Annotated in this window: 21 protein-coding genes and 3 pseudogenes; 18 read left to right on the top strand and 6 right to left on the bottom strand. The window is 38.3% G+C overall.

Going from position 1 to position 25,471, the window contains the following annotated elements; genetic code table 11:
• Nucleotides 1-131 precede the first annotated feature (131 nt).
• The gene (locus ACHB7C_RS02965) at nt 132-1,874 is read right to left on the bottom strand and encodes an ABC-F family ATP-binding cassette domain-containing protein (protein ID WP_048607160.1); all 1,743 of its coding nucleotides are present in this window, start codon (nt 1,872-1,874) and stop codon (nt 132-134) included.
• 414 nt (nt 1,875-2,288) lie between these two features.
• Between ACHB7C_RS02965 and ACHB7C_RS02970 the strand changes: the two genes are divergently transcribed.
• The 6 genes from ACHB7C_RS02970 to ahpF all read left to right on the top strand — a co-directional run bounded on the left by ACHB7C_RS02970 (nt 2,289) and on the right by ahpF (nt 10,553).
• Nucleotides 2,289-2,765 carry a GNAT family N-acetyltransferase gene (locus tag ACHB7C_RS02970; RefSeq protein WP_042843836.1) on the top strand — a complete coding sequence of 159 codons (477 nt, stop codon included), beginning with the start codon at nt 2,289-2,291 and terminating at the stop codon, nt 2,763-2,765.
• Between the two features lie 398 nt (nt 2,766-3,163).
• Entirely contained in the window at nt 3,164-4,234 is a 1,071-nt protein-coding gene (locus ACHB7C_RS02975) for an HlyD family secretion protein (protein ID WP_042843835.1), read from the top strand.
• On the top strand, nt 4,231-6,987 hold the full coding sequence (gene rbbA, locus ACHB7C_RS02980; protein ID WP_395346350.1) for a ribosome-associated ATPase/putative transporter RbbA: 2,757 nt from the start codon (nt 4,231-4,233) through the stop codon (nt 6,985-6,987). Before ACHB7C_RS02975 ends, rbbA begins: the two co-directional genes overlap by 4 nt.
• A gap of 4 nt (nt 6,988-6,991) precedes the next feature.
• Nucleotides 6,992-8,116 carry an ABC transporter permease gene (locus tag ACHB7C_RS02985; RefSeq protein ID WP_162493717.1) on the top strand — a complete coding sequence of 375 codons (1,125 nt, stop codon included), beginning with the start codon at nt 6,992-6,994 and terminating at the stop codon, nt 8,114-8,116.
• A 185-nt stretch (nt 8,117-8,301) separates the two neighbouring features.
• Nucleotides 8,302-8,865, top strand: coding sequence for an alkyl hydroperoxide reductase subunit C (ahpC, locus tag ACHB7C_RS02990; RefSeq protein WP_042843832.1), 564 nt, complete (start codon nt 8,302-8,304; stop codon nt 8,863-8,865).
• Nucleotides 8,866-8,978: 113 nt separating this feature from the next.
• Nucleotides 8,979-10,553, top strand: a complete 1,575-nt coding sequence (ahpF, locus tag ACHB7C_RS02995; RefSeq protein ID WP_071548062.1) for an alkyl hydroperoxide reductase subunit F — start codon at nt 8,979-8,981, stop codon at nt 10,551-10,553.
• Nucleotides 10,554-10,815: 262 nt separating this feature from the next.
• Here the strand turns inward: ahpF and ACHB7C_RS03000 are convergent.
• Nucleotides 10,816-10,965, bottom strand: a pseudogene (locus ACHB7C_RS03000) (integrase); the annotation flags it as partial.
• Between the two features lie 36 nt (nt 10,966-11,001).
• Here ACHB7C_RS03000 and ACHB7C_RS03005 point away from each other — a divergent pair.
• Together ACHB7C_RS03005 and ACHB7C_RS03010 are read left to right on the top strand one after the other, a co-directional pair.
• A complete protein-coding gene (locus ACHB7C_RS03005) occupies nt 11,002-11,232 on the top strand; it encodes a hypothetical protein (RefSeq protein WP_243853432.1) in 231 nt (76 codons plus the stop codon).
• Nucleotides 11,233-11,927: 695 nt separating this feature from the next.
• Complete coding sequence (locus tag ACHB7C_RS03010) at nt 11,928-13,361, top strand: hypothetical protein (protein WP_395346353.1); 1,434 nt, start codon at nt 11,928-11,930, stop codon at nt 13,359-13,361.
• A gap of 57 nt (nt 13,362-13,418) precedes the next feature.
• On the opposite strand, the pseudogene ACHB7C_RS03015 reads toward ACHB7C_RS03010, so the two are convergent.
• Nucleotides 13,419-14,045 (bottom strand): annotated as a pseudogene (locus ACHB7C_RS03015) (phage portal protein); the annotation flags it as partial.
• Nucleotides 14,046-14,347: 302 nt separating this feature from the next.
• On the opposite strand from ACHB7C_RS03015, the pseudogene ACHB7C_RS03020 reads away from it, so the two are divergent.
• The 4 genes and pseudogenes from ACHB7C_RS03020 to ACHB7C_RS03035 form a co-directional block, all read left to right on the top strand.
• Nucleotides 14,348-14,695 (top strand): annotated as a pseudogene (locus tag ACHB7C_RS03020) (phage late control D family protein); the annotation flags it as partial.
• A gap of 45 nt (nt 14,696-14,740) precedes the next feature.
• Nucleotides 14,741-14,968 carry a hypothetical protein gene (locus ACHB7C_RS03025; protein WP_210855208.1) on the top strand — a complete coding sequence of 76 codons (228 nt, stop codon included), beginning with the start codon at nt 14,741-14,743 and terminating at the stop codon, nt 14,966-14,968.
• Between the two features lie 33 nt (nt 14,969-15,001).
• The gene (locus tag ACHB7C_RS03030; protein WP_395346355.1) at nt 15,002-15,394 is read left to right on the top strand and encodes a hypothetical protein; all 393 of its coding nucleotides are present in this window, start codon (nt 15,002-15,004) and stop codon (nt 15,392-15,394) included.
• A 38-nt stretch (nt 15,395-15,432) separates the two neighbouring features.
• Complete coding sequence (locus tag ACHB7C_RS03035) at nt 15,433-15,843, top strand: hypothetical protein (protein ID WP_395346357.1); 411 nt, start codon at nt 15,433-15,435, stop codon at nt 15,841-15,843.
• Nucleotides 15,844-16,152: 309 nt separating this feature from the next.
• Here ACHB7C_RS03035 and ACHB7C_RS03040 read toward each other — a convergent pair whose 3' ends face one another.
• On the bottom strand, nt 16,153-16,509 hold the full coding sequence (locus ACHB7C_RS03040; RefSeq protein WP_395346359.1) for a hypothetical protein: 357 nt from the start codon (nt 16,507-16,509) through the stop codon (nt 16,153-16,155).
• Nucleotides 16,510-17,103: a hypothetical protein gene (locus ACHB7C_RS03045; RefSeq protein ID WP_395346361.1), complete on the bottom strand. Its 594-nt coding sequence runs from the start codon at nt 17,101-17,103 to the stop codon at nt 16,510-16,512.
• 936 nt (nt 17,104-18,039) lie between these two features.
• Here ACHB7C_RS03045 and ACHB7C_RS03050 point away from each other — a divergent pair.
• The 6 genes from ACHB7C_RS03050 (at nt 18,040) to ACHB7C_RS03075 (ending at nt 24,811) form a co-directional block, all read left to right on the top strand.
• Nucleotides 18,040-19,017, top strand: coding sequence for a DUF1852 domain-containing protein (locus ACHB7C_RS03050; protein WP_131680002.1), 978 nt, complete (start codon nt 18,040-18,042; stop codon nt 19,015-19,017).
• Nucleotides 19,018-19,045: 28 nt separating this feature from the next.
• Nucleotides 19,046-20,077: a methionine synthase gene (locus tag ACHB7C_RS03055; protein ID WP_042843827.1), complete on the top strand. Its 1,032-nt coding sequence runs from the start codon at nt 19,046-19,048 to the stop codon at nt 20,075-20,077.
• Between the two features lie 379 nt (nt 20,078-20,456).
• The gene (locus ACHB7C_RS03060) at nt 20,457-22,064 is read left to right on the top strand and encodes a GMC family oxidoreductase (protein WP_166684921.1); all 1,608 of its coding nucleotides are present in this window, start codon (nt 20,457-20,459) and stop codon (nt 22,062-22,064) included.
• A 235-nt stretch (nt 22,065-22,299) separates the two neighbouring features.
• Nucleotides 22,300-22,647, top strand: coding sequence for an HNH nuclease YajD (gene yajD / locus ACHB7C_RS03065; RefSeq protein WP_042843825.1), 348 nt, complete (start codon nt 22,300-22,302; stop codon nt 22,645-22,647).
• A 205-nt stretch (nt 22,648-22,852) separates the two neighbouring features.
• Nucleotides 22,853-24,118 carry a Xaa-Pro peptidase family protein gene (locus ACHB7C_RS03070; protein ID WP_166684947.1) on the top strand — a complete coding sequence of 422 codons (1,266 nt, stop codon included), beginning with the start codon at nt 22,853-22,855 and terminating at the stop codon, nt 24,116-24,118.
• A gap of 21 nt (nt 24,119-24,139) precedes the next feature.
• The gene (locus ACHB7C_RS03075; protein WP_349483544.1) at nt 24,140-24,811 is read left to right on the top strand and encodes a CerR family C-terminal domain-containing protein; all 672 of its coding nucleotides are present in this window, start codon (nt 24,140-24,142) and stop codon (nt 24,809-24,811) included.
• A 30-nt stretch (nt 24,812-24,841) separates the two neighbouring features.
• Here the strand turns inward: ACHB7C_RS03075 and ACHB7C_RS03080 are convergent, their stop codons facing one another.
• On the bottom strand, nt 24,842-25,423 hold the full coding sequence (locus ACHB7C_RS03080; protein WP_048607169.1) for a YebB family permuted papain-like enzyme: 582 nt from the start codon (nt 25,421-25,423) through the stop codon (nt 24,842-24,844).
• Nucleotides 25,424-25,471 lie beyond the last annotated feature (48 nt).

Below are 25,471 nucleotides of genomic sequence, written 5' to 3' on the forward strand. Positions count from 1 at the left end.
AATGAAAAAAATAAATAATTAGAATGCTAAAAAAAGAGTATTCTTACTTAAAATTATAATAAATTAAATTTATCATAGAAACATGAATGGTATAAATTCCCCTGATAATATTGAATTATCAGGGGAATAGGTTATAAACCTAATTGAGATTGTATATAGGCAATTTCTTCAATCCATTGCTGCTGTAATTGTGGTTTTTGATGATTCAGTTTGCGTTTTTGGTCAGCTTGTAACTTTTCCTCTAACACTAACAATTTTTCTAGCAATTCATCTTCCTGAGTTGCTTTGCTAGGGTAAACATCAAGCTCCGCACTTGCATTAATAAGCGGGGGATTATTGACTAACAACAGCTGGGATTGCTGCTCAATTTTATGATAGATATCATCTACATTGAGGTATTCTTCCAAACGATTATCATTAATAAACCAAAAACGTTGGCAGCTATTTTCGATCAGCCACCTATCATGGCTGACGACCAGTAATGCCCCTGAAAATTGGCGGATTTGCTCGCTTAGTGCTTCTTTCCCTTCAAGATCAAGGTGGTTTGTTGGCTCATCCAGTAACAATAATTCATATTGAGCCAAACTTAAACCAATAAACAACAGTCTAGAGCGTTCCCCGCCACTCAGTGTTGCTACTTTTTGTGAGTGACGAGTATAAGCAAAACCTGCACTGATTAAGGCCATTTTGCGTTGTTCATCTGTTAACGGTGCAAAAGGGCGTAATGCATCCAGTAGAGTGTCATTATCATTTAGCTGCGCAAGTTGCTGATCATAATAACCAGTGCTAATTGCAGGATGAAACTTTAGCTGCGAACTATAGCGTAAATCTTGCTGATAGTGCTGCCAAAGTAGACGCAATAATGTTGATTTACCACAACCATTTGCACCGATAATAGCAATACGATCGCCACTTTTAACTTGATGAAATGCACTAGTAAATAAATGCAAGCCATTAGGTGTTGAAATGACGGTATTCTCTAACTCAAGTACGCGGTTTGCAGGGATGGATTTGCCATTTAAAGATAATGTCCATTGGTAACCCTCTGTGACTTCTGTTTGGTCATCCTTAAGACGATCAATATGCTTTTCCATCTGCTTTGCTTTACGAGAAAGTGCTTCGTTATCGTACACGTGTCCCCATATGGCTAAGCGCTTAGCACTTGAGGTTATGCGGTCAATTTCCTTTTGCTCTGCCTGAAACCGATGTTCGTCTGCGATATCTTTTTCAATTAGCGCTTGACGAGCGGCGCTACAAGCTAACCGAAAAAAATGGAGCGATTTATCCCGCAAAATCCATGTGCAGTTGGTCACTTTATCAAGTAACGCTTGGTCATGGGAAACAAGTATAAAGCTGCCTTTCCATGATTGCAGAAAATCACCTAACCAAATAAGGGTAGGCAGATCTAAGTGGTTACTCGGTTCATCTAACAGTAATAAATCAGGTTGTTCAATTAAAGCACGGCCTAATAATAAACGAGTATGTTGACCACCACTTATTGTGTTTGCTTTTTGTTCCCATTGTTGTGTCGTAAAGCCTAACTCAGATAATAAAACTTCAGCCCGCCAGCGGTCTGTTATTTTATCTTGCTCAGGAAGCTTCTCAACAATAGCATCAATGAGTGACAGATTAGCAACATCTGCAGGTAAATGCTGTTCGATGTAAGCGGTGACGCAATGGTTTGCATAAGTGATAGTGCCACTATTTGGAGATAACTGGTGGGTTATCAGTTTTAATAATGTACTTTTCCCACTGCCGTTATGGCCTATTAAGCCTATACGTTCACCTTGTTGTAAGGTAAAAGAAACATCATTTAATAAAGACGTTGTTGGTGTATCGTAGTTTAATGATTTTACAGATAATAAAGTACTCATAGCTTACTCAATTTTTAGGCATAAAAATGCCAAGGAATTGTCAGAACGACAACCCAGTAAGCTGAGGGAACACCCAATTGGTAATTTCGCTCAGGCAGGGTTATCGCAGTATAAAACTGTGAAAGCCTGAGCTTTGGCGATTACCAAAGAAGTGTGAATATTCAATTAAATCACACAACAACATAGATTAGCCTCCTTATTATTTAGTTAAGTTGAACAATGTCGGTATCATAGCAAATAGACTGTTTAAGGAGCAATGTCCTAAAATGCGCTGTTTAATTTATCTACTCAGAAGTAAGTTATTGGTATAAACAAAACTTATACAGCTAATGATGAGATGAATAAAATTTCTGATGGTTGGGATTTTAGCGAGTAATACATAAAATTGATGCTCAAATTATAAGGGAATGACTAATGAACGTAGAAATAAAACCCGCAACACGCCAAGATGCTGCATTAATTTTAGACATGATCATCGAGTTGGCTGATTATGAAAAGGCTCGTCATGAAGTAAAAGCCTCCGTTACTGACATTGAAAATTCGTTATTCGGTTCAGATTCAAATACTGAAGCTTTAATTTGTTACATTGACGGGCAACCTGCAGGATATGCCGTATTTTTTACAAGTTATTCAACTTGGCTAGGGAATAATGGAATATATTTAGAGGATTTATACGTTTCTCCTGATTATAGAGGCGCTGGTGCAGGGAAAAAATTATTGAAATACATTGCAACGCTTGCTGTAGAGCGCAAATGTCAGCGCCTTGAATGGAGCGTTTTAGACTGGAATCAGCCCGCAATCGATTTTTATAAAAGTATCGGTGCACAGCCACAAGATGAGTGGGTTCGTTATCGGATGGATGAAAAAACAATTGCAATATTTGCTAGTTAATTTTTGTAGAAAATAAACAACTTGTAAATGTAATATTAAAGATGTTTTTAAAGTTTATTCAAGTAAGCCAGTAAATTAAATACTGGCTTTATTTTTGTATAAACATATACAATAAATGCCTTATTATCACTTTTTCTAATCTATTCTATTTTTTTGTGATGTACGGCAACTATACTTAAGATAAATCCTGATAAAATGTCGTTAAATTAGATAGATAGCTAATAATCGAACTGTATTTGGAAAAATGTAGCTCGATTAAAAAAAGAAAGCATCACAACTTCAGTCTTAATCGTATTTATTTCGTATATAAACAGTTATACGGCTTTATTAATTTCACCAGGTTAATAATCAAAATAATTGTTGTTCATTGTTTTCTCATTTAATGGAAAAGGGATGGTATGAAAATAAATAAGCGAAAAGTATCGTTGTATCTCATTTTAATAATCATTATTGCCGTGGGCGGCTATTATTACTGGAGTGTGAACTCTGGGGGGCTACCTGCGGGCTTTGCGCAGAGTAACGGCCGTATTGAAGCAACTGAGATTGATATTGCGACTAAAACAGCAGGTAGAATTGAAACAATCAACGTAAAAGAAGGGGCTTTTGTTAAAGCAGGTCAAGAGCTCGCACGGATGGATACTCGTGCTCTTCAAGAGCAACTGCATGAAGTACAAGCACAATTGCGTCAAGCGATTAGTGCCGTCACTACGGCTGAATCTGCCTTAGCACAACGTAAGAGCGAAAAATTAGCCGCTCAAGCAGTCGTTCGCCAACGTGAAGCTGAGTTGAATGCCGCACAAAAACGGCTTAATCGTTCTAGAGCATTAGTCAGAACAAACGCCGTTTCACAGCAGCAAGTTGATGATGATACCGCGCAGATGCAAGGGGCTAGAGCCGCTTTAGAAGCTTCTAAAGCACAAGTTGCCGCATCGACTTCTGCCATTGATTCTGCTTCTGCAGGGATTGTACAAGCTAAAAACCGTGTTGAAGCCGCGACGGCTACAGAGCGCAGGATTTTAGCAGATTTAGACGATAGTATTTTAAAAGCCCCAAGAAATGGACGCGTTCAATACCGTGTAGCTGAGCCAGGAGAGGTACTTGGAGCCGGTGGGCGGGTCTTAAATATGGTTGATTTAAGCGATGTTTATATGACATTTTTCTTGCCGACAGAAGATGCAGGGAAAGTTGCGATAGGTAGCGATGTCCATATTATCCTTGATGCTGCGCCTAATATTGTTATTCCGGCAAAAACAACCTTTGTTGCCAGCGTGGCTCAATTCACCCCAAAAACGGTGGAAACCCAAAATGAACGCTTAAAGCTAATGTTCCGGGTTAGGGCGCGCATATCACCTGAATTATTAGAGCAACACCTTGAATACGTCAAAACGGGGTTACCAGGAAAGGCTTATGTGCGTTTAGACCCAAATGAACCTTGGCCTGCTGAACTTGAGGTGAGATTACCGCAATGACCAACAAATTGATGGATGATGTGATAATCGATTTACAGCATGTCAGCCAGCATTATGGTGAAAATTGTGCGTTGGATGACATTGTTCTTTCTATCCCTGCGAGGAAAATGGTTGGGCTAATAGGGCCTGATGGAGTGGGTAAATCGAGTCTAATTTCACTAATTGCAGGGGCTAGGGCGATTCAGCAAGGCCACGTAAGGGTACTTGATGGGGATATGAACAGCGCTTTGCATCGCAGGGCAGTATGCCCACGAATTGCTTACATGCCGCAAGGGCTAGGAAAGAACCTGTACCACACACTATCCGTATATGAGAATGTGGATTTTTTTGGCCGGCTGTTTGGCCAATCAAAAGCTGAACGTGAGTACCGGATTCAAGACTTACTTGAAAGCACAGGGCTCGCTCCGTTTAAAGACCGACCCGCTGGTAAGCTATCGGGAGGGATGAAACAAAAATTAGGCCTATGTTGTGCGTTGATTCATGACCCGGATTTACTTATTTTAGATGAACCGACGACAGGGGTAGACCCATTATCTCGTGCGCAGTTCTGGGACCTGATTGACCGAATTCGTTTACGTCAAACAAACATGAGTGTATTAGTGGCAACCGCGTATATGGAAGAAGCGGAACGGTTCGATTGGTTGGTTGCGATGGACGACGGTAAAGTTTTAGCCACCGGTCACGCATCGGAGCTAAAAAAACAAACCCATTGTGATGATCTTGAAGCTGCGTTTATTCAATTGTTACCTGAAGAAAAACGCAGTGGCCACAAAAAAGTCATTATTCCCCCGCGTGATAAATCAAAAGATGATGTGATTGCGATTGAAGCGCAAGGCTTGACGATGCGCTTTGGTAATTTTGTGGCGGTTGACCATGTGAACTTAAAAATCCCTAAAGGGGAGATATTTGGTTTTTTAGGTTCTAACGGTTGTGGTAAATCGACCACCATGAAAATGCTAACCGGGCTATTACAAGCGAGTGAAGGACAAGCTTGGTTATTTGGGCAAGAAATTGACCCTAAAGATATTGAAACGCGTAAGCGTGTGGGCTATATGTCACAAGCCTTCTCCCTGTATAGCGAACTGAGTGTAGAGCAAAACCTTGAACTGCATGCGAAACTCTTTCATATTCCAGAAGATAGCATTGCACAGCGTATTAATGACATGTGCCAACGCTTTGAGTTGGAAGATGTTAGAGAAACCATGCCAGATGATTTACCTCTAGGCATCCGCCAGCGCTTATCGTTGGCCGTTGCGGTGATCCATGAACCAGAGATGTTAATCCTAGATGAGCCTACCTCAGGGGTCGATCCTGTCGCGAGGGATATGTTCTGGAATTTGATGGTAGACCTATCAAGACGTGACGGTGTCACAATTTTTATTTCGACCCACTTTATGAATGAAGCTGAGCGTTGTGACCGAATTTCGTTGATGCATGCAGGGAAAGTACTGGATTGTGATACGCCAGTTAATTTAACCAAAAAAAGAGGTTTAGGCACTCTTGAAGAAACCTTTATCGCCTATTTACAAGATGCTGTAGGGGAAGCGGGAGCTGAGCAAGAAACAGCCCCTGAATTCCATGTTGACCCTGCATTAAAAGAGCAAGCAACAGATGCACTTAAAAAGCGTTTTAGCTTACGTCGGTTATTCAGCTATTCCATTCGTGAAGGCATGGAGCTTCGCCGCGACCCGGTTCGTTCAACATTAGCGTTACTTGGAACAGTGATCCTAATGTTTATTATGGGTTATGGGATTAGCATGGACGTCGAAAACTTACGCTTTTCAGTACTAGATCGTGACCAAACGGGGTTAAGTCAAGGATATACTCTAAACCTCGCAGGTTCTCGTTATTTTATCGAGCAGCCGCCTATCAAAGATTATGATGATTTAGAGGCTGGAATGCGTAGCGGTAAGATTACCGTTGCTATAGAAATTCCACCTAATTTTGCGAGGGATGTTGCTCGAGGAAATAATGTCAAAATTGGGGTATGGATTGATGGCGCAATGCCAAACCGAGCAGAAACGGTACGTGGCTACGTGCAAGCTATGCACCTTGCTTGGCTAAGTACAATGGCTGCTCGTCAACCTGTCGGGGTTGCAGGGATGCCGGCTATCAATATCGAAACTCGCTATCGTTATAACCCTGATGTTCGCAGCTTACCCGCTATTGTACCTGCGGTTATCCCATTGTTATTAATGATGATCCCAGCCATGTTAAGTGCTCTTAGTGTGGTACGCGAAAAAGAATTAGGTTCGATAATCAATCTTTATGTCACCCCGATCACCAAATTAGAGTTTTTGCTTGGTAAACAATTGCCTTATATTTTATTAGGCATGTTTAACTTTTTATTACTGTGCATTTTATCGGTATATATATTTGGTGTGGAATTTAAGGGGAGCTTCCTAACGTTGACGTTAGCGGCTTTCTTGTATGTCAGTATTGCAACGGGGATTGGTTTACTCATTTCTTGTTTTATGAAAAGCCAAATCGCTGCTATTTTTGGTACATCAATCATTACTTTAATTCCTGCGACTCAATTTTCAGGAATGATTGACCCCGTATCTTCATTAGAAGGAATAGGTCGGTGGGTTGGTATGGTCTACCCGACATCACATTTCTTAACCATCACTCGGGGGACATTCTCTAAGGGGCTGAATTTATTTGATTTACAGGCATCATTTATCCCGCTACTTATCACGGTACCGCTTGTTATTGGCTTAAGCGTATTGTTTTTGAAAAAGCAGGAGGTTTAGTATGATGCGTAAAATACAAAATATCATCAACCTAGGGGTTAAAGAGTTACGCAGCTTAGGCCGAGATAAAGCGATGCTTGCATTGATCGTCTTTGCGTTTACCGTTTCGATTTATTCATCGGCAACGGTTACGCCGGGTTCGTTACATAACGCGCCTATTGCGATAGCCGATCAAGACCGCTCACAGTTATCGAATCGGATCATCAACAGCTTTTATGCCCCGTATTTTTTACCCCCGGCAGATATTACACCTGACCAAATTGACGGTTTATTAAATAGAGGTTCATACACCTTCGCACTCGATATTCCACCTAATTTTCAAAAAGATGTTCTTGCAGGGCGACAACCTGAAATCCAAGTTAATATTGATGCAACACGGATGAGCCAAGCTTTTTTAGGAAATAGCTATATCCAAAATATTACATTAGGAGAGGTTAACGAGTTTTTAGCAAAATATCGAAGTAATGCAAGCTTGCCAGTAGACTTAGAAGTGAGGATGCGTTTTAACCCTAATTTGACGCAATCGTGGTTCGGTTCCGTAATGGCGATTATCAACAATATCACGATGTTGTCTATTGTCTTGACTGGGGCTGCGTTAATCCGTGAACGGGAGCATGGCACAGTAGAGCACTTGATGGTGATGCCGTTGACGCCATTTGAAATCATGATGTCGAAAATATGGTCCATGGGGCTGGTGGTACTGATTGCATCGGGTGTTTCATTGTTGCTGGTGGTTAAAACCTTGCTGCAAGTTCCTATTGAGGGGTCTATATTGCTCTTTATGGGAGGGGTTGCGCTGAGTTTATTTGCGACGACATCAATCGGGATTTTTATGGGAACTATCGCAAGGTCCATGCCTCAGTTCGGTCTATTGATGATTTTAGTTTTATTACCTTTAAATATGCTTTCTGGGGGAATGACGGCACGTGAGAGTATGCCTCAATTAGTGCAAGATATTATGCAAACTATGCCGACAACTCACTTTGTTAGCCTTGCGCAAGCTATTTTGTATCGTGGTGCAGGTTTCCAAATAGTTTGGCCGCAATTTGTTATTTTAATCGTCATTGGGAGTGTTTTCTTTACACTTGCATTGTTCCGCTTCCGCAAAACTATTGCCACGATGGCATAATCATAGAAAAAACACCTTCCTAACAACAAAACGCTTGCTGAAGAGTTCAGTAAGCGTTTTAATGTCGCACCTATTAATTATATGACAATGATTAGGTTATACCTATCAAATCGATAGTGGGTACTGATTGGATTTAATTGCTGTAAAACAGTAACTTAATAGGCAACCAAACAGGAGAACATCATATGTCATTAATTAATACTCAAATCAAACCTTTTACTAACCAAGCATTCAAAGACGGTCAATTTATCGAAGTTTCTGAAAAAGACGTTGAAGGTAAATGGAGTGTTTTCTTCTTCTATCCAGCTGACTTTACTTTCGTTTGCCCAACGGAATTAGGCGATATTGCTGACCATTACGAAGAATTCCAAAAATTAGGTGTTGAGATTTTCTCTGTATCTACTGATACCCACTTTACACATAAAGCATGGCATGCAAGCTCAGACACTATTGGCAAAATTAAATATGCCATGATCGGTGACCCAACTGGCGCATTAACTCGTAACTTTGAAAATATGCGTGAGAATGAAGGTCTAGCAGACCGTGGTACGTTTGTTGTTGACCCACAAGGTATCATTCAAGCAATTGAAATCACTGCTGAAGGTATTGGCCGTGATGCTTCAGATTTACTGCGTAAAGTTAAAGCTGCGCAATACGTAGCTAGCCATCCAGGTGAAGTTTGCCCAGCGAAATGGAAAGAAGGTGATGCGACACTGTCTCCGTCTTTAGACTTAGTTGGCAAAATCTAATTAGTTTCTAGATTAATAAAAAAACTATTCAAGTTGCAGGTGTTTAGGCCTGCAACTTGAAGCATGGACGGGTATATGTACCCGATTTTATGATTAAAATTAAAGGGGATTACATGCTCGACAATAATTTACAGGCACAATTAAAAGCCTACTTAGAACGTTTAACTAAACCCGTTGAATTAGTTGCTAATATAGATGACAGCCAAAAATCAAATGAAATCAAACAGCTGTTAGAACAAATCGCATCACTATCAGATAAAGTCAGTGTGCGTGAAGAACGCAACGACGCGATAAGAACACCTTCTTTTTTAATTACTAACCCAGGAATAGATAGTGGCTTGCGTTTTGCAGGTTCGCCACTGGGACATGAATTTACCTCTCTTGTGCTGGCATTATTGCAAATTGGTGGTCATCCATCGAAAGAAGCACAAGAGTTATTGGAACAAGTTAAAGGCCTAGAAGGTGAGTTTCATTTTGAGACTTATTACTCGTTATCATGCCATAACTGCCCTGATGTTGTTCAAGCACTGAATTTAATGGCTGTATTGAACCCCAATGTTAGCCATACCGCGATTGACGGTGCGCTTTTTCAAAACGAAATTGACGAGCGTAATGTAATGGGCGTTCCTGCGGTTTTCCTTAATGGAAAAGAGTTTGGCCAAGGGCGTATGACATTAAGTGAGATTGTTAGCAAGGTTGATACCAACTCGGATGCACGCGCAGCAAAATCACTGACAGAACGTAAGCCATTTGAAGTACTGGTAATTGGCAGTGGCCCTGCGGGTGCTTCAGCTGCAATTTATACTGCTCGTAAAGGGATCCGTACTGGGGTGATCGGTGAGCGTTTTGGCGGCCAAGTAATGGATACCGTTGATATTGAAAATTATATTTCAGTGATTAAAACCGAAGGGGCAATTTTTGCGGGCGCGTTAAAAAATCATGTCGATAGTTATGATGTTGATGTCATTGATGGTCAATCGGTAGCGAAATTGATACCCGCAGCAGAGGAAGGTGGTTTACACCAAATTGAGACAGCATCAGGTGGTATCTTAAAATCACGCAGCATCATTATTTCTACGGGGGCTCGCTGGAGAAACATGGGCGTTCCTGGGGAACAAGAGTACCGCACTAAAGGCGTTACATTCTGCCCACATTGCGATGGTCCATTGTTTAAAGGTAAACGTGTAGCGGTAATTGGTGGTGGTAATTCAGGAATTGAAGCGGCTATCGATTTAGCGGGAGTCGTTGACCATGTTACTGTGCTTGAATTTGCACCAGAACTGAAAGCGGATTCTGTGTTACAAGAAAAAGCCCGCAGTTTAAGTAATGTCGATATTATTTTGAATGCACAAACCTTAGAGGTTAAAGGTGATGGTAGCAAAATGACGGGTCTTGAGTATAAAGACCGTACAGATGATAGCGTTCATTTACTTGAGGTTGCAGGGGCATTCGTACAAATCGGTTTATTACCCAACACCAATTGGTTGGGAGATACTATAGCAAGAAACCGTATGGGTGAAATTGAAATCGACGCACGTAACGAAACGAGTGTTAAAGGTATTTTTGCCGCGGGGGACTGTACAACAGTACCTTATAAGCAAATTATTATTTCAGCCGGAGAAGGGGCAAAAGCCGCACTTAGCGCATTTGACTACCTAATCCGCACAAGTACCAGAACCGCTGAATAGGTGTAATTTACTTTATATTCAGTGAGTTGTAGTCAAAAGGCACTCGGGGGCGAGTGCCTTTTTTTTTGTGCATAATCTGTACAAAAAAGGCTCAAAAGTGCCTAAAAGTGTTCAAGTGTGGACAACTTGTGGACGATCTAAACGCTGATTTGGTGGTACTTACAGCGGAGAAATGCATCCCATTGTGGACAATTTGTGGACACGCAAAAGTTAAATTTGCCTCGGTTTTCGTCGTCAAAATCATCCTAAAACGAACAATCTATTAAGCTAACTCTGTTCCTCCTTTTAATGGGTTGTACGTAATCGCATCTTGAAGAAAGTCCGGTGCAAAGTGTGCGTAGGTCAGTGTTTGCTGTAATGTCGAGTGACCTAGGATTCTCTGCAAAGTAATAATACTGCCGCCATTAACCATGAGCGGATCGCCAAGAATCACGCACAGTTAATTGCATTGCTAGAAACGTTAGCGTTAGTTCTTCCTGTGAAAGCTGCCCATATACGGCAAACCCGTGACTTTATTATTGAGTTGTCTAAACAACGGGTTCAAGCGAATCAACTCGACCAACCGCAAGTAATGGAGTTTTGGGAGCTGTTTGATTATTTACACGATAACGAGGCTTTTGGTGTGAATCACAGTAGTGAAAAGGGTGTTTATGCGGTGAACTTTAACTATATTGCGTAGGTGGCCAGTGAACATCGTCAATCGATGTTGGTGAATACAGATATTAAAAATTTACTAAAATCAGGCCGAATGCGTAAGTTTGTGAGCGTTAAGACGGTAAGAAGTGTAGTAAACAGTGAGTTTAATAGCACGCTGCGGAGGGGATACGTTTAAAACACCTGAAGTGATTAAGTGCTGGGTATTTCAGGAAAACAGTGAGAGTTAGTTTCCCCCTCCATTCATCTATAGGCTGCCGATGTGCAGATTTTTTTATGTACATATATCCCTCCCTCAGCAAGTCTGCTTAACTACAAACACTTTCAATCATACTATGCACCTTTTGATAACACTTAATAAAATTAAGTAATATAATAATAATTAAAATATCAAAAGATATTTTCAAAGTTGTAGTTAGATTCAAAATTAGGAACTTTTAAAACCAATAGTATTAAAATTTTGCACAAAACAGCACAATCACTTTACCATTAAATTGTTATCACTTATTTGAATTGGTACGAGTTTAACTACATTATACGCTTGTCCCCCTTTTGCGTGTGGACGAGGCGGGGGAGTAAATGCACGCAAAGGGATAATGTTTAAGCTAATAGGCATCAAAGGTAAGGAATAGTACGTGAGTGAGATTTATCTTATGTACCTAAGGTAAATTTAACATTAAGACTATGCACTGATATTTGTTAATGATAAATGGAATTGTTATGTTTGATGGTCTTGGTTATGTTGTTGCGATCGGTGCGGTAGTCTTAATTACTTTATGTATAACCTACTTGATTTCAATTGGAAATGCTTTCAACGATACAATACCAAAGGATAAAACCTCAGAATGTAATTCTGAAAAATTTCTTGCTAAGGATGATGAAGAGAATAGTTTTAAAAGTAAATTAAAAAATAATAAAAAGGTTTATAAATGGAGAAGTCTGATTATTGCCTCTATTTTTATTCCATTTTTAAATTTTATATACTATTGTAATGTTGGGATTTATTTTGTTAAAGATAAAGGTGAAATATTTTTTGGTATTTTCACATTTTTCATATTTACATTTTTGAATTTTTTTCTGGTTGTTTTTAGGTTCAAAAAATCAAGTGAATTTGTTGGTGCATTCTTAATATCTTTTGTTGCATACAATATTATTTATTTTCCTCAGAAATTAAATGTTGATTTTGAAAATAAAGTACATTCATTTATTTCTAATGGAGACACTAACTCTTTAGAAAAAGAATTAGGGAAAAATTGCAGTTTAGTTGAGTATGAACTAGACGATTATATATGGTATGCATTATTTCGGTCTGAAGCCCCCATTGACTCTTTAGAGTTTTTATTTGGCTGCCAATTTCATGAAGATAACTTTGATGTTAATAAAATAGAAGAAGGTAGACATTACCTTCGGTCTTTTCTTGATAAAAAAATATCAAAGAATATAACAACAAATCATAATTTTGAGATTCTTTTTGCTGAAAATTATTTCACTTTGCTTGATGAAGAGTCAAAACGAAAATTAATACGGGAATTAGTATATAAAATTGCAACTGAAAGTAAGAAGGAATACAGTGATATATATATTAGTAGATTAGATAAGTTAATTGATTTAAATCCAAGTATTGCTAATTATGTTAATCTTCGTGATATTGATTACCATAAAATAATAGAGTATAGAGAAATTAATGCGGCAAATTATTTTTTAACAAGATTGCCGCCTAGTAATGAAGATTATAAATTAGCAATGAATATATTGACGAATAATTTACCTTTCATCACTGAGAAAATTAAGAGTGATAGAGGTGTTTTAGAAAATACAACCATCAATGATATTGATTCCTACTTTTATAAAAAGAAAAATATAAATCTAATTTTTTATGCATTTTATGTTGGTAATGCAGAAATGATTAATTATTTGATTGAAAATAAATTGTTTAAAATCGAAGATTATAACTATGAAATGAAAACGACTGGCAGTTATGAAGCAGGTTGCAACAACTACTTAGTTACAGGTATCGCTGAGAGTTGGACTCTTAATGAAGATGAGAAAAAAGCATTGCTACAAAAATTAAAAGGTTTACCAAATATTTGTGACCGAATGATTGAAGTGGAATTAAATAAAATTGATGAGATGTTAGCCAAGTATAAGTCTTAATCGCTGCTTAGATAAGCAAACTGAGTTAATGGATCACTCAGTTTGCTTATCTTTAGTTTATTTATAATTCGGCTCTTTTCCCTTTGCCTGAGTCAAGAAATCCAGCAACGCATATTGTTTAAAGCGGATCACCTCAACACCTAGCATGTCGTTAATTGATTTCATGCTTTCCATTAGTGGTAATAACTCATTGAACCAAAACACCATTGCGGCCTTTTCAACATCACCAAGACTGCCCGAGCCTTGCGGGATGATCCCCATCAGCTGTGGTGGTATCCGGTGCATAGCCAACAAATCATCGTGGGTGGTGTCCTTGATACCGACAAACTCATCTTTGGCACTGATTTGGGAGAAAGGTAAAATTTGAATCCCATCCTTGCCACCATTGGCAGCATAGACAAAGATATTCTTAAATGCCTTGCCTTTGCGGGCTTCAGTGAGTGATTTCTTTAATGATTCAACGGCCTTGTCGTCGGCTAATGCTGCGAAAAGATACACTATTACACCGGCGTGACTTCCTTCTGATAATAGTTTGTCCGAAATAAGGTAACTGAATGATTCAAGTTAGCGGAAATAAGCCCCGCCATATATCTCTTGGTGAATACACGGATTTTTCAAATGAATAATGCTATTTTTGTGGGATTCGTAGGCATCTTGGTAATTCTTCCTTTGTAGTATCACTCCTAACTCTGTCGTGACTAAAGACATTCCTCCTTGTGTCATTGTTGGTGGGCATTCCTGAGAAGATAATTAAATATCGTTTTGATGAAAATACGATTCAACGATTATTAAATAGTAATTAGTGGGATTATCACATTACAGATTTGCCATCCAATCTCTATTGCAGTGATATAAATCTATTTTTGGATGAATTAGTGACAAATTTATCTCGTAGAAATACAGTTAAATATAACTATACAAATTTTAATTTGTCAGAAATCTTTAGTGAGTATCACAATAGTGATTTTAAGTTTTGGGGCTAATGGTCGAGCAAAAAAGAGGGCGATTACATCGAGGGTGCGGAGGGTAACGTTTTTGTGATGCGACAAACCTTTAAAAATGAGCAATCCGCTAAACGCGCCGCCGCGGCCAAGTGGTCAAAATTACAAAGGGGCGTAGCAGAATTTAATATCACCTTGGCTGAGGGGCGCGCAGATCTATACCCTGAAATGCCCGTCACGGTAACCGGCTTTAAACCGACCATTGATAGTCACCAGTGGGTGATTAGCCGAGTGACACACACCATTGATGGGAACGGATTTATTACCCATTTGGAACTGGAAATAAAAATCAAAGATATTGATATGACGGATGATGAGCAAAGCGACGGATAATTGATTATAATAACATCAGGCATACCCATAACCCAAGGTTATAAAATGGCGTTCAATTGTCCCCAGTGTGGCGCTGTGACTTATACCAAAACCAGTAAATCCATGAGCAGTGAAACCCGTAGAAGCTTGTGTGGTTGTTCTTTTACGACAATAACCTCAGTAGAGATTTATCTCACAAAAACAATCTCACAAGAGTTGCCAGAAGACTTTGAGATCCCGATGGAAAAGTTACCTAAATCACATCGGGGTGAGAAGCAGATGGAGATGTTTTGATGTGGGAATTTTTTGGAGAAAAAAGGATGAAGTATGAAAGAAGATATAAAGCAAGACACGCATAAAAATCAACATTTTTTACCTGAAACATATATAAAACAATTCAAATGTAATAGCCTAAAAGGAGGGTCGTCTTCTTACGTTTTTAATAAGATAACCTCTAATGCTAAGCAAAGAAAGTTTGGCTTTCAAAAGTTAAAAGCTAAAAGACTATGTGCTGAATTTGAACGGCATACGTTAATCGTTAATGGAGAGCGGGAATTAGTAATTGAGGAATGTTATAATTTATTAGAGAATACTCATAAGGAATTTATTAGTATGCTATCTTTCTATTATATAAGCCGGAAAAAATTTTCGACTGAATCTATAAAAAATAAAAATTGGGCGATATCAAAAAAAATTCATTTTTTAAGATTGAAAGGATAGTTTCACCTTATTATCGCTGCCACCCTGCTGGTTTTGTTATGATAAAAAATGAGGTGTTAAGTAAAATAGCCAGATTTTATATCAGAATAATGTTATATAGAAATAAAAAATTTGATGATGATTTAAGCTTAAAACATAGACCAAAGCTAAATGAAATTGCAATGAGTTTAAATCAATTACCTTCATATCTAAATAAATCAATAGGTAGTGAAATTATAACGATAGAACAACGAACTGAATTTTTTGAATTAATAGGATTGCTTAGTGAAGAAGTATCAGGTATAGATAGGAGTATATTAAATGATTTAATTTCAGCTTATTATAAAATTCATAGATATTTAGTAATCCCTTTCGTGTATACAGGATTTGATTTTACAAAAAAGAATATATATATATTCTTTGCTCCAAAAAAAATCAGATTATTAGTTCTGATGCTCCATATATTTTAAATAGTGATACATTAGTGTTTACTTTAACACCTAATGTTGCGATTATTTTTTCATCTAAAGATTTTAATAGTATTATATATAAGTTATCTGAATTTTCGGATATTATATGTAAGTGTAATGTAGAAAATGCGGAGGAATTCATTTTTTCCAATGACAGTGAAAGATTAATTAAATTCACAAAAAACCTTAACCCTATGACTTTGCATGAAAAATCTAAAATAAACAAATGTTTATTATGACCATTTTTATTTGATTTAGCCCCTACTGTGTAGGGGTTACTATAAAATGGGATTAGTATTTATATAAACACTATTCTCTTGTGCCAGATATTGGTAATAGTATAGGAATACTAAACTTTATTCTGTTGGTGGAACTGTTCGCTGTTTCAGAGTATTGTTCCTTGCCAGAAATTGCGGATGACCCAACCGTAATTACTGGTGCATCTGTAGTATTATTTCCTTCATTAACAGTCACAACAATATCAAATTCTATTTGTTGGATTGGAACCCCGGTATCTATACAATAGATCATGCTTGAGTTTTGGTTATGATATGTTGCTGAGGCTGGGTTTACTTTAGCATTATTTTTATCACCATATTCTTTAGCAGAATTAATACCTGTAATAATCTGTTTTATTGTTTCTTCAATATATTTATCAAGTTTCATTTATCCACCTAAACAGCTTAATAAAAATGAACCAATAGATGCAACACTAGCCACTGAGGGAAGTGTTGCTAACAAAGTTTTTACGACAGTTTTACTTGGTTTATCAGATGAAAATTGCTGTTCTACGGCATCTATAATTTCAAATGCTTCTTGTTTTTTTTCTGAACAATTGATTGATTTTTCTATCTCTAAACGTAGTTGTGAAATACTATCATTAATATCAGAATTTAAATTTACTACATTTAAGGAGTTATCTATTGAATGGTTATTAACTCTCGAATTTGAACCATAAAAATTATAAGTTATATCTTTTACTGCTTGTCCTGCTTCAGGTAAACCCAATTTTTTATATGTAATTTGATAGTGAGCAGGAATTGATGAGTGTCTCTCATAAAAGCCAGGGTCAATAATCTCATAAGTTTCTTCTCCACCATTCGACATTTTTCTTTGAATTAAATCACCCGTTTCAATTAAAATATCAGACCGCATAATAATAATTTTTTTTGATTGAACACTAGCTTTGATGTCATCAATTTTTTTACCGTTCTTTTTTAAGAGTAAAACAGTATCTTTTAGTAAATGTGACATAGACATATAATATCCTTATGGTAGTTTTGAAAATGAAATTCATGTTATTACTGTTACATGAATATGATCTAAAAAAAGTGATGAAAATATAAAAAAACAAAGGTTTTTATACTGATATTAGTAATTAATCGTAATAAACTGCTTCTAGCAAACTGTTATTCACTCAATCATTGAACGTTTGATTGATAAAGTCCTAGAATAATGTCAATTATTTTGAAAAATAAGAAAAATAAAAAGCCTCTCATTAAAAGGGGCTTTATAAGTGTGGTCAATATGTGGACATCAACCATTGACTAAATCCATTTAAATCAATTGTTTAACTCACTTTATATTTGCTTAACAAATGAGGTATTTTCAACAAAAGATAGAGTTTCGAACAACAGCACCGAGAAAATTATTGATGATGATATTCTATAGCTTCATCACACACATCGAAGTTTTCGTCATTTCAGCAGTAGATTACACCAGAGAATTGTGACCCATCATCATTATCATCACGTAGAGGTAGATAAATCTTCAAAGGCGAGCGTTCTACTAAAGGTGTCGTGATGGTTAAAATTACAAAGAGGTATGGCAAAATTTGATATTACCTCGCTGGAAAAGGGGTTATCTTCCGACATTATAAAGTTTCTTATCAAAATAAATGTTATAAATGTGGAGCAGTTCTTAGATATTAATTATCAACAAAATCAAAAGCTAATCATTTTCTGGATACCACGATTAACACTTTATATTCCAGTCTTTATATGCTGATCTTTTGATCATGAAGATAACTCATGTTCCAAATGAAATTAAGTCGCTTTAACTCATTCATCGGCTCTGGCATAAATTAGGTTATTCAAAATCATTAACTTATTGACAACATAAATATTGATAAATGGAAACGTGATTTTAAAAGCGAGGCTCCGTTTCCATCTTGGCGCTTAGGATGCAACAAACACGATGAATAAAGATTTTACCTTTAAGATTAAAAGCAGTGTTTTCGACGAGAATTATAACCCTTCGGAAAATACTCGCATTACGACCAACTTTGCTAATTTAGCGAGAGGGGAAAACCGTCAAGAAAATTTACGTAACACGCTGGTGATGATGAATAATCGTTTTAATACACTAGCGTATTGGGATAACCCAAAAAGTGACCGTTATTCAATCGAAATTGAAATTATTTCGGTAGAGATGAGCGTTGAAAAAAGTGCCAATACTTTTCCTGTTATTGAAATACTAAGAACTAATATTATCGATAAAAAAACGGGTAAAAGGATAGAAGGACTTGTCGGAAATAACTTTTCGTCTTATGTCCGTGACTATGATTTCAGTGTTCTATTGCTAGACCATAATAAAAACCAAACAAACTTTAGTCTTCCCGAAAATTTTGGTGATTTGCATGGGAACATCTTTAAATATTTTGTAAATTCAAATGAGTATAAAGCGCGCTTTAACAAGGCGCCAGTGATATGTTTAAGTGTATCAAATAAAGACATTTACCACCGTACAGGAAATCAACACCCGGTATTAGGGATAGAATATCAGCAAAATGGTAGCTCATTAACGGATAAATATTTTAAAAAAATGGGATTACAGGTTCGCTATTTCATGCCGAAAAATAGTGTTGCACCGTTGGCCTTTTATTTTACGGGGGATTTGCTGAATGATTACAGCAATATTGAGTTGATTGGCACAATCAGCACGATGGAAACATTCCAGAAAATTTATCGCCCTGAAATTTATAATGCGAACTCTGTCGCAGGGCAATGCTATCAACCGAGTTTGACGAACCAAGATTATTCATTAACAAAAATTGTTTATGACCGCGAAGAACGTAGCCGACTGGCTATTGAGCAGGGGAAATATACCGAAGAACACTTTATTGAACCCTACAAACATATTCTAGAGAAATGGTCTGCTAACTGCGTGCTTTGATTAATTTAAAAATTTAAGGTCAATTATTATGAAAATATTATTACCAACATCCACTGCAGGTAGCTTACCGAAACCTTCATGGCTTGCTGAACCGGAGAAACTTTGGTCTCCTTGGAAATTACAGAATGATGAATTAATTGAGGGAAAACAAGACGCGCTTCGTTTATCTTTGGACGATCAGCTACGGGCAGGGATTGATATTGTTAGCGATGGTGAGCAAACACGCCAGCATTTTGTGACGACATTTATTGAACACCTTAGCGGCGTTGATTTTGAGAAACGTCAGGTGGTTAAAATTCGTGACCGTTATGAGGCAAGTGTTCCTACCGTTGTTGGTGCCGTTGCGCGCCAAAAACCTGTCTTTGTGGAAGATGCCAAATTTCTACGTCAGTTAACTAACCAACCGATTAAATGGGCTCTGCCAGGCCCGATGACGATGATCGACACGCTGTACGATAACCACTATAAAAGTCGTGAAAAACTGGCTTGGGAATTTGCTAAAATCCTCAATCAAGAAGCAAAAGAGCTTGAGGCGGCAGGGGTTGATATTATCCAGTTTGATGAACCCGCTTTTAATGTTTTCTTTGATGAAGTTAATGATTGGGGAATAGCGGCATTAGAAAGAGCTATTGAAGGGCTAAAATGTGAAACTGCTGTTCATATCTGTTATGGCTATGGCATTAAAGCCAACACAGATTGGAAAAAATCGTTGGGAACAGAGTGGCGGCAGTATGAAGAAGCATTTCCTAAACTGCAAACTTCGAATATCGACATCATTTCTTTAGAGTGTCATAACTCACGTGTTCCTATGGATTTGATCGAACTGATCCGTGGTAAAAAAGTGATGGTAGGGGCCATTGATGTGGCAACAAATACGATAGAAACCCCTGAAGAGGTTGCGAACACATTACGTAAAGCCCTTGAGTTTGTTGATGCAGATAAACTTTACCCTTCGACAAACTGTGGTATGGCTCCATTATCTCGTCAAGTGGCTAGCGGTAAACTCAATGCGTTAAGTGCCGGAGCAGAAATCATCCGTAGAGAGCTTTCAACGAAGTAGTTGCGCTAAATCCCCTAGTTTTGTAATAGGTTTATTTCTTATCATCACATGTTAAAGAAGCTTCTTACCTATAAGAAGCTTCTTTAATACAATTAGAGTTAAATGACATTTCTTCCCTATCACCGTTGGATGACTAATTAAATGTTAACCTATTAATAAAGGGTTAATGACGTTTTGGTTATCGTCAATTTACCGTCAATTAATCCGTAAAAAACACCATATATAGCCACTAATTAATATCCCTTTAAATAGTTAAAGTCGGAAATTATTTTTGATTTAAATCACATTAACTAAATATTATTCATACATTAACAAATCAAAAGCGCTATTGTTAAATTAATGGGAATGCATTGTTAATCTTTTGGGTGGTGGATCGGAAATGAATACAGAAAAATATGACTATATTATTGTCGGTGCGGGCTCTGCGGGATGTGTTCTTGCTGCTCGATTGATTCAGAACATTCAAGCTAGGGTATTACTTCTCGAAGCTGGAGGAAGTGATAACCACATGTTTATTCGTATGCCAGCAGGCGTGGCTAAAATTATTGCACAAAAAAGCTGGCCTTACGAAACCGAACCGGAAGCTCATGCGAACAACCGTAAAATGCAGATTGCTCAAGGGAAAGTTCTTGGGGGAAGTAGCTCTGTAAATGGCATGATTTATATCCGCGGCCAAAAACAAGATTACGATAATTGGGCTCAAAATTATGGTTGCGAAGGTTGGGGTTACGATGATGTGCTCCCGTGGTTTAAAAAAGCGGAGCGTAACGAAAGCCTGACAGGTGAGTATCATGGAACCGAAGGGCCTCTCCCTGTGAGTGAGAACAGGTACCGGCACCCACTATCGATGGCATTTATTCGTGCGTCACAAGAACACGGATTACCTTATGTTAATGACCTCAATGGGGGAAGCCAGCAGGGTACTGGTTTTTACCAAACTACAACCCACAATGGTGAAAGAGCCAGCACTTCAAAAACATATTTAAAATCGGTGGAAAATAGCGAAAAACTCACGCTAAAACTGAATGCACAAGTTAACCGCATTATTATCCGTAATGGCTGTGCTGTTGGTGTTGCTTATCAAGGGAAAAGTGGACATGAAATAGAAGCGTTTGCAACAAATGAAGTTCTTATTTGTTCAGGCGCGATGGGGTCAGCAAAACTATTGATGTTGTCAGGCATTGGGCCAGAAGAACATCTTTCCAGTCTGGGTATTGATACCGTTGCAAATCTGCCTGTTGGCAAAAATTTTCATGACCATTTGCATATGTCAATTAACGTGACAACCAAACAACCAATTAGCTTATTTGGTGCGGACCAAGGGCTAAATGCGATTAAACATGGACTGGAATGGATGGTCTTTCGTAGTGGGCTATTAGCCTCTAATGTATTAGAAGGTGCTGCGTTTAAAGACAGTTGTAACCAAGGGCGCCCTGATGTACAAATCCATTTTCTTCCTATATTGGATAGCTGGGATGATGTTCCTGGTGAGCCATTACCAGCGACTCACGGTTTTACATTGAAAGTGGGGTATCTTCAACCCAAATCCCGTGGTGAAGTTTTATTGCGTAGTCGTGACCCTCTCGTCCCGTTAAAAATTCATGCAAATTATCTTGCTTCGCCTGAAGATATGGAAGGTTGCAAACGAGCAGTTAAATTTGGTTTAGAAGTGCTCAATTCACCGTCATTGCAAGCGGTAAGCAAAGATATTTTGATGCCTCCTGCGGCGGTATATGATGATGAACGGCAGTTAGAAGAGTTTGTCCGTAATTTTTGTAAAACGGTTTATCACCCCGTGGGAACTTGCCGCATGGGAACAGAAACAACAAATTCGGTAACAGATTTACGTTTAAGGGTTCATGGTATTAAGAATTTACGGGTGGTGGATTGCTCTGTCATACCAGAGATCCCAAGTGGTAATACGAATGCGCCAACGATAATGATTGCAGAGCGTGCAGCAGCAATGATTATTGAGGATAGAAAATAAATTTTATTATTGTTATGTCTGCTGAGGGTAGTCTCAGCAGCTGACTTTTGGGGGGTATCAAAAAACACCTGAGCTACACAAGACATAGGTAACTGGTGTTTAATGTGGTTCTATATGTCAGGCACGTTGATCAGTTGATTAAAATTCTACTTTTTGCATTTCTCCTTTTGTTCCCAGATAGGGTATATTAAAGAAATCATCGTAAAGTTGTTTTTTATTATAGGTAACATTGGCAATGGCAGTGATCCCAAAAAACTATGCGCGCTTGGAAAGCGGCTACCGTGAGAAAGCACTTAAAATTTACCCGTGGATATGTGGGCGATGTACTCGGGAGTTTGTGTATTCAAATTTACGCGAATTAACGGTTCATCATATCGACCATGACCACACCAATAACCCAGAAGATGGTAGCAATTGGGAATTATTGTGTCTGTTTTGTCATGACCATGAACACTCCAAGTATACGGAAGCTGACCAGTACGGTACACGCGTGGTCGCAGGGGAGGATGCGCAAGATGATGTTGAAGCCGCAACTTACAATCCCTTTGCAGATTTAAAATCAATGTTAAATAAAAAGAAATAATTTTAGTCGTAAAACTGCGCTTATAGTTAATCAATGATAGCAAATACATTTATCTGAGTGTATTTGCTATCGTTAATGCCTCACTAAATACCCATTTTTTAATTCCCTGATCCGCACGATATGTTCATATGATTGTTTGACAAAGGGGATTACTCAGGCTTATATTTAATTCATTCAAATGAATTAAATATAAAGAGAGATGATGATGAATACAATAGCTGTTCCAAGCCCCTTTTCTTTTGAAGAACGTGATAGAAGGTGGGGGATAGCAAGGAAAATCATGCAGTTAAATGACCTAGAAGTCTTAATGATTTATGGGGATAGGGAGTCAGCTGCGCCAGCACCTTTTTGTATTGACCACTACTTTACTAATGACCGCTTAGGTTCCGTCGTGATTTTTCATCAAGATAAAGCACCGCTGGTGGTGACATTTGCGCCAATGATGGTGGCTGACCATATGCAAGCGCAGATGCGGGGCGATGTACAATGGATCTCGCCAGAGCAGATTATTGTGGGTAAAACAGGGCGAAATATTGCACAAATATTTGTTGATTTAGGGGTATCAGCCAATGCGAATATCGGTGTGGTGGGTTTGGAACCTTATCCCCCATTTTATTTTGATGGGGCGATGCCTTATAACACGTTAACAGGTATCAAAGAACGCTTACCTCAACTTAATTTTGTGCCTGTGTATAAACATTTTTTCCAGTTAGCTTCAGTGAAAAGTGCCGAAGAATTAGAGCATGTAAGATATGCTGCGATGATTGGTGAAGCAATGAGTGAATCAATGCGCGCAACTGCGTTGGTCGGTCACTCAGAAGCCGATATTGCCGCAGCAGTGACAGCCAAGTGTTTGTCCATGGGCGGGTTTACTGCCGAAATTTTAATGGGTTCTGGCCCTGAGTATATTGGTTGGGGGCAACCTGCTTGGCAATATCGTTCACAGCCACCGCGTAAAATTGAGCAAGGTGATATTGTCTTGAGTGAAATATTTGCACTGTATGGGATGTATGAAACACAACACCAAGCCGCAGTCGCTGTAGGGAAAATTCACCCTAACCTCGAAAAGGCTGCAGCCGTCGCACGGGAATGCTATGAAATAGGCGTTGAAAATCTGAAAGAAGGTGTCACTTTTGGGGAAGTGGTCGATAAAATGGAACAGCCTCTTTTAAAATCAAAAGGATGGCATGTTCACCCGTTGATCCACAGTATTAACCCATATGGGCCAATTGGTTTTGGTACTGCGCCGGGTATCGAGTCTTTACCTATTGCACAAAAGTATCGCCAATTAGAGCGTTTACCGAACCCTGGTCGTGAGCTGGTGTTAAAAGCAGGTATGACATTTGCCTTTGAACCTAATTGCGCATTTGGTTACCATTTATGTAATTTGGGTGGAACTGTCGTCGTTGGTCAAGGTCAGGGTATTGAACTGAATCATAATTCAACTTATCTTATGCGGGCAGATAATTAATTGATGGAATAACAGCGGGATATGACTGAAACCAATAAAAATACACTTTCTTCTGAGTCAACCAAAGAAAAGTTAGTCAATGAAGGGATTAAACAGTTTGCTCTTCATGGTATTAATGGTGTAAGGACGCGACAACTAGCTGAAAATGCAGGAGTTAACCAGTCTGCAATTCCGTATCATATGGGCGGGAAATTGGGCGTTTATACCGCTGTTATCCAAAAAATAGCCGCTGATTTATCCCAAGCGAGTAATATTCAGCTATTTGATGATCAGATGGCAAAGATAAAAACACAGTCTGTTGTGGAAAATGAGCAAATAAATCAATTGGCATGTTTATTGATTAAAGGATTGGGTAATGCATTACTATTACCTGAACATGAATATTACTCAGTATTGATCCTTCGGGAGCAGTTAGAACCGACAGAAAATTATGATGTTATTTATCGTGATTTTATTGAGCCTTTTCATATTAGGTTATCTAGCCTCGTTCAATTGGCTCATTCGGTTGATGAGCAAACTGCAATTATTCGCGCCCATACATTAATCGGCCAAGTATTAGGCTTTGTTGTTGCACGCAAGCCATTACTCAAGCGATTAGAGCGCGAACAAATAGATGATGCGTTGTTAGCACAAATTATGCAGCAAATTTGTTTAATGACGAGCAATGCATTTCTTATCTCTATACAAAACTAATATGGCGAATATAGCTTTCCACATGGTGTTTTAATGGATATCTTGATGGCTACGGTACACTAGTGATAATTCAGGGTGATGCCATAAACTCGCTGGAGTAACGGTTGTACGTTCCCAAGGGATGTGTCCAATAAACCATAATTTCCAAAAGTTTAATTTGGCGTTTGGGTTTTTGGTTAATAAAGCCTCAAAGGTTTCAATTTCGCCAATTTGGATAGATAGCGCTGATTGGTATATATCAAACACGAATTTTGAACAAAATTGCCTCGAAGAATCATAATTAAACCCCGTATGGTAAAATTTATTTAAACGTGGTGGTACTTGTGCGACTAACGCTTTTTTCTGTTCTTGGGTCAATGACTGTCTGAGTCGCCGTACACTATAGCGCTTATCAGATGACCGAGAAATAAAACGGGATAAGGTAGTTGTGGTTGATAGTGGAACACGGCTTTCAGCGATTAAATAGTCATCTCCATCATGGCCTACAATCATGCCGACATGGTTGCTCCAGCATTGTGAAGCAGAGGCTATCTGGCGAAACAATTCTGTTCCGATACTGGTAAATACAATATCACCAACTTCGAATTTATGGGGATAATTTATTGTCGTCATCAATTTACCTCAATGAAATATAATGTCATTAAGGTACATTTATAATGG

The organism is Providencia sp. 2024EL-00732, from assembly GCF_044006275.1.
Classification (GTDB): Bacteria; Pseudomonadota; Gammaproteobacteria; order Enterobacterales; family Enterobacteriaceae; genus Providencia; species Providencia huashanensis.

Coding starts and splice junctions, on each gene's coding strand:
- ACHB7C_RS02965 (WP_048607160.1), bottom strand. CDS start 1,874: ATGAGTACTTTATTATCTGTAAAATCATTAAACTACGATACACCAACA.
- ACHB7C_RS02970 (WP_042843836.1), top strand. CDS start 2,289: ATGAACGTAGAAATAAAACCCGCAACACGCCAAGATGCTGCATTAATT.
- ACHB7C_RS02975 (WP_042843835.1), top strand. CDS start 3,164: ATGAAAATAAATAAGCGAAAAGTATCGTTGTATCTCATTTTAATAATC.
- rbbA (WP_395346350.1), top strand. CDS start 4,231: ATGACCAACAAATTGATGGATGATGTGATAATCGATTTACAGCATGTC.
- ACHB7C_RS02985 (WP_162493717.1), top strand. CDS start 6,992: ATGCGTAAAATACAAAATATCATCAACCTAGGGGTTAAAGAGTTACGC.
- ahpC (WP_042843832.1), top strand. CDS start 8,302: ATGTCATTAATTAATACTCAAATCAAACCTTTTACTAACCAAGCATTC.
- ahpF (WP_071548062.1), top strand. CDS start 8,979: ATGCTCGACAATAATTTACAGGCACAATTAAAAGCCTACTTAGAACGT.
- ACHB7C_RS03010 (WP_395346353.1), top strand. CDS start 11,928: ATGTTTGATGGTCTTGGTTATGTTGTTGCGATCGGTGCGGTAGTCTTA.
- ACHB7C_RS03025 (WP_210855208.1), top strand. CDS start 14,741: ATGGCGTTCAATTGTCCCCAGTGTGGCGCTGTGACTTATACCAAAACC.
- ACHB7C_RS03030 (WP_395346355.1), top strand. CDS start 15,002: ATGAAAGAAGATATAAAGCAAGACACGCATAAAAATCAACATTTTTTA.
- ACHB7C_RS03035 (WP_395346357.1), top strand. CDS start 15,433: ATGATAAAAAATGAGGTGTTAAGTAAAATAGCCAGATTTTATATCAGA.
- ACHB7C_RS03040 (WP_395346359.1), bottom strand. CDS start 16,509: ATGAAACTTGATAAATATATTGAAGAAACAATAAAACAGATTATTACA.
- ACHB7C_RS03045 (WP_395346361.1), bottom strand. CDS start 17,103: ATGTCTATGTCACATTTACTAAAAGATACTGTTTTACTCTTAAAAAAG.
- ACHB7C_RS03050 (WP_131680002.1), top strand. CDS start 18,040: ATGAATAAAGATTTTACCTTTAAGATTAAAAGCAGTGTTTTCGACGAG.
- ACHB7C_RS03055 (WP_042843827.1), top strand. CDS start 19,046: ATGAAAATATTATTACCAACATCCACTGCAGGTAGCTTACCGAAACCT.
- ACHB7C_RS03060 (WP_166684921.1), top strand. CDS start 20,457: ATGAATACAGAAAAATATGACTATATTATTGTCGGTGCGGGCTCTGCG.
- yajD (WP_042843825.1), top strand. CDS start 22,300: ATGGCAGTGATCCCAAAAAACTATGCGCGCTTGGAAAGCGGCTACCGT.
- ACHB7C_RS03070 (WP_166684947.1), top strand. CDS start 22,853: ATGAATACAATAGCTGTTCCAAGCCCCTTTTCTTTTGAAGAACGTGAT.
- ACHB7C_RS03075 (WP_349483544.1), top strand. CDS start 24,140: ATGACTGAAACCAATAAAAATACACTTTCTTCTGAGTCAACCAAAGAA.
- ACHB7C_RS03080 (WP_048607169.1), bottom strand. CDS start 25,423: ATGACGACAATAAATTATCCCCATAAATTCGAAGTTGGTGATATTGTA.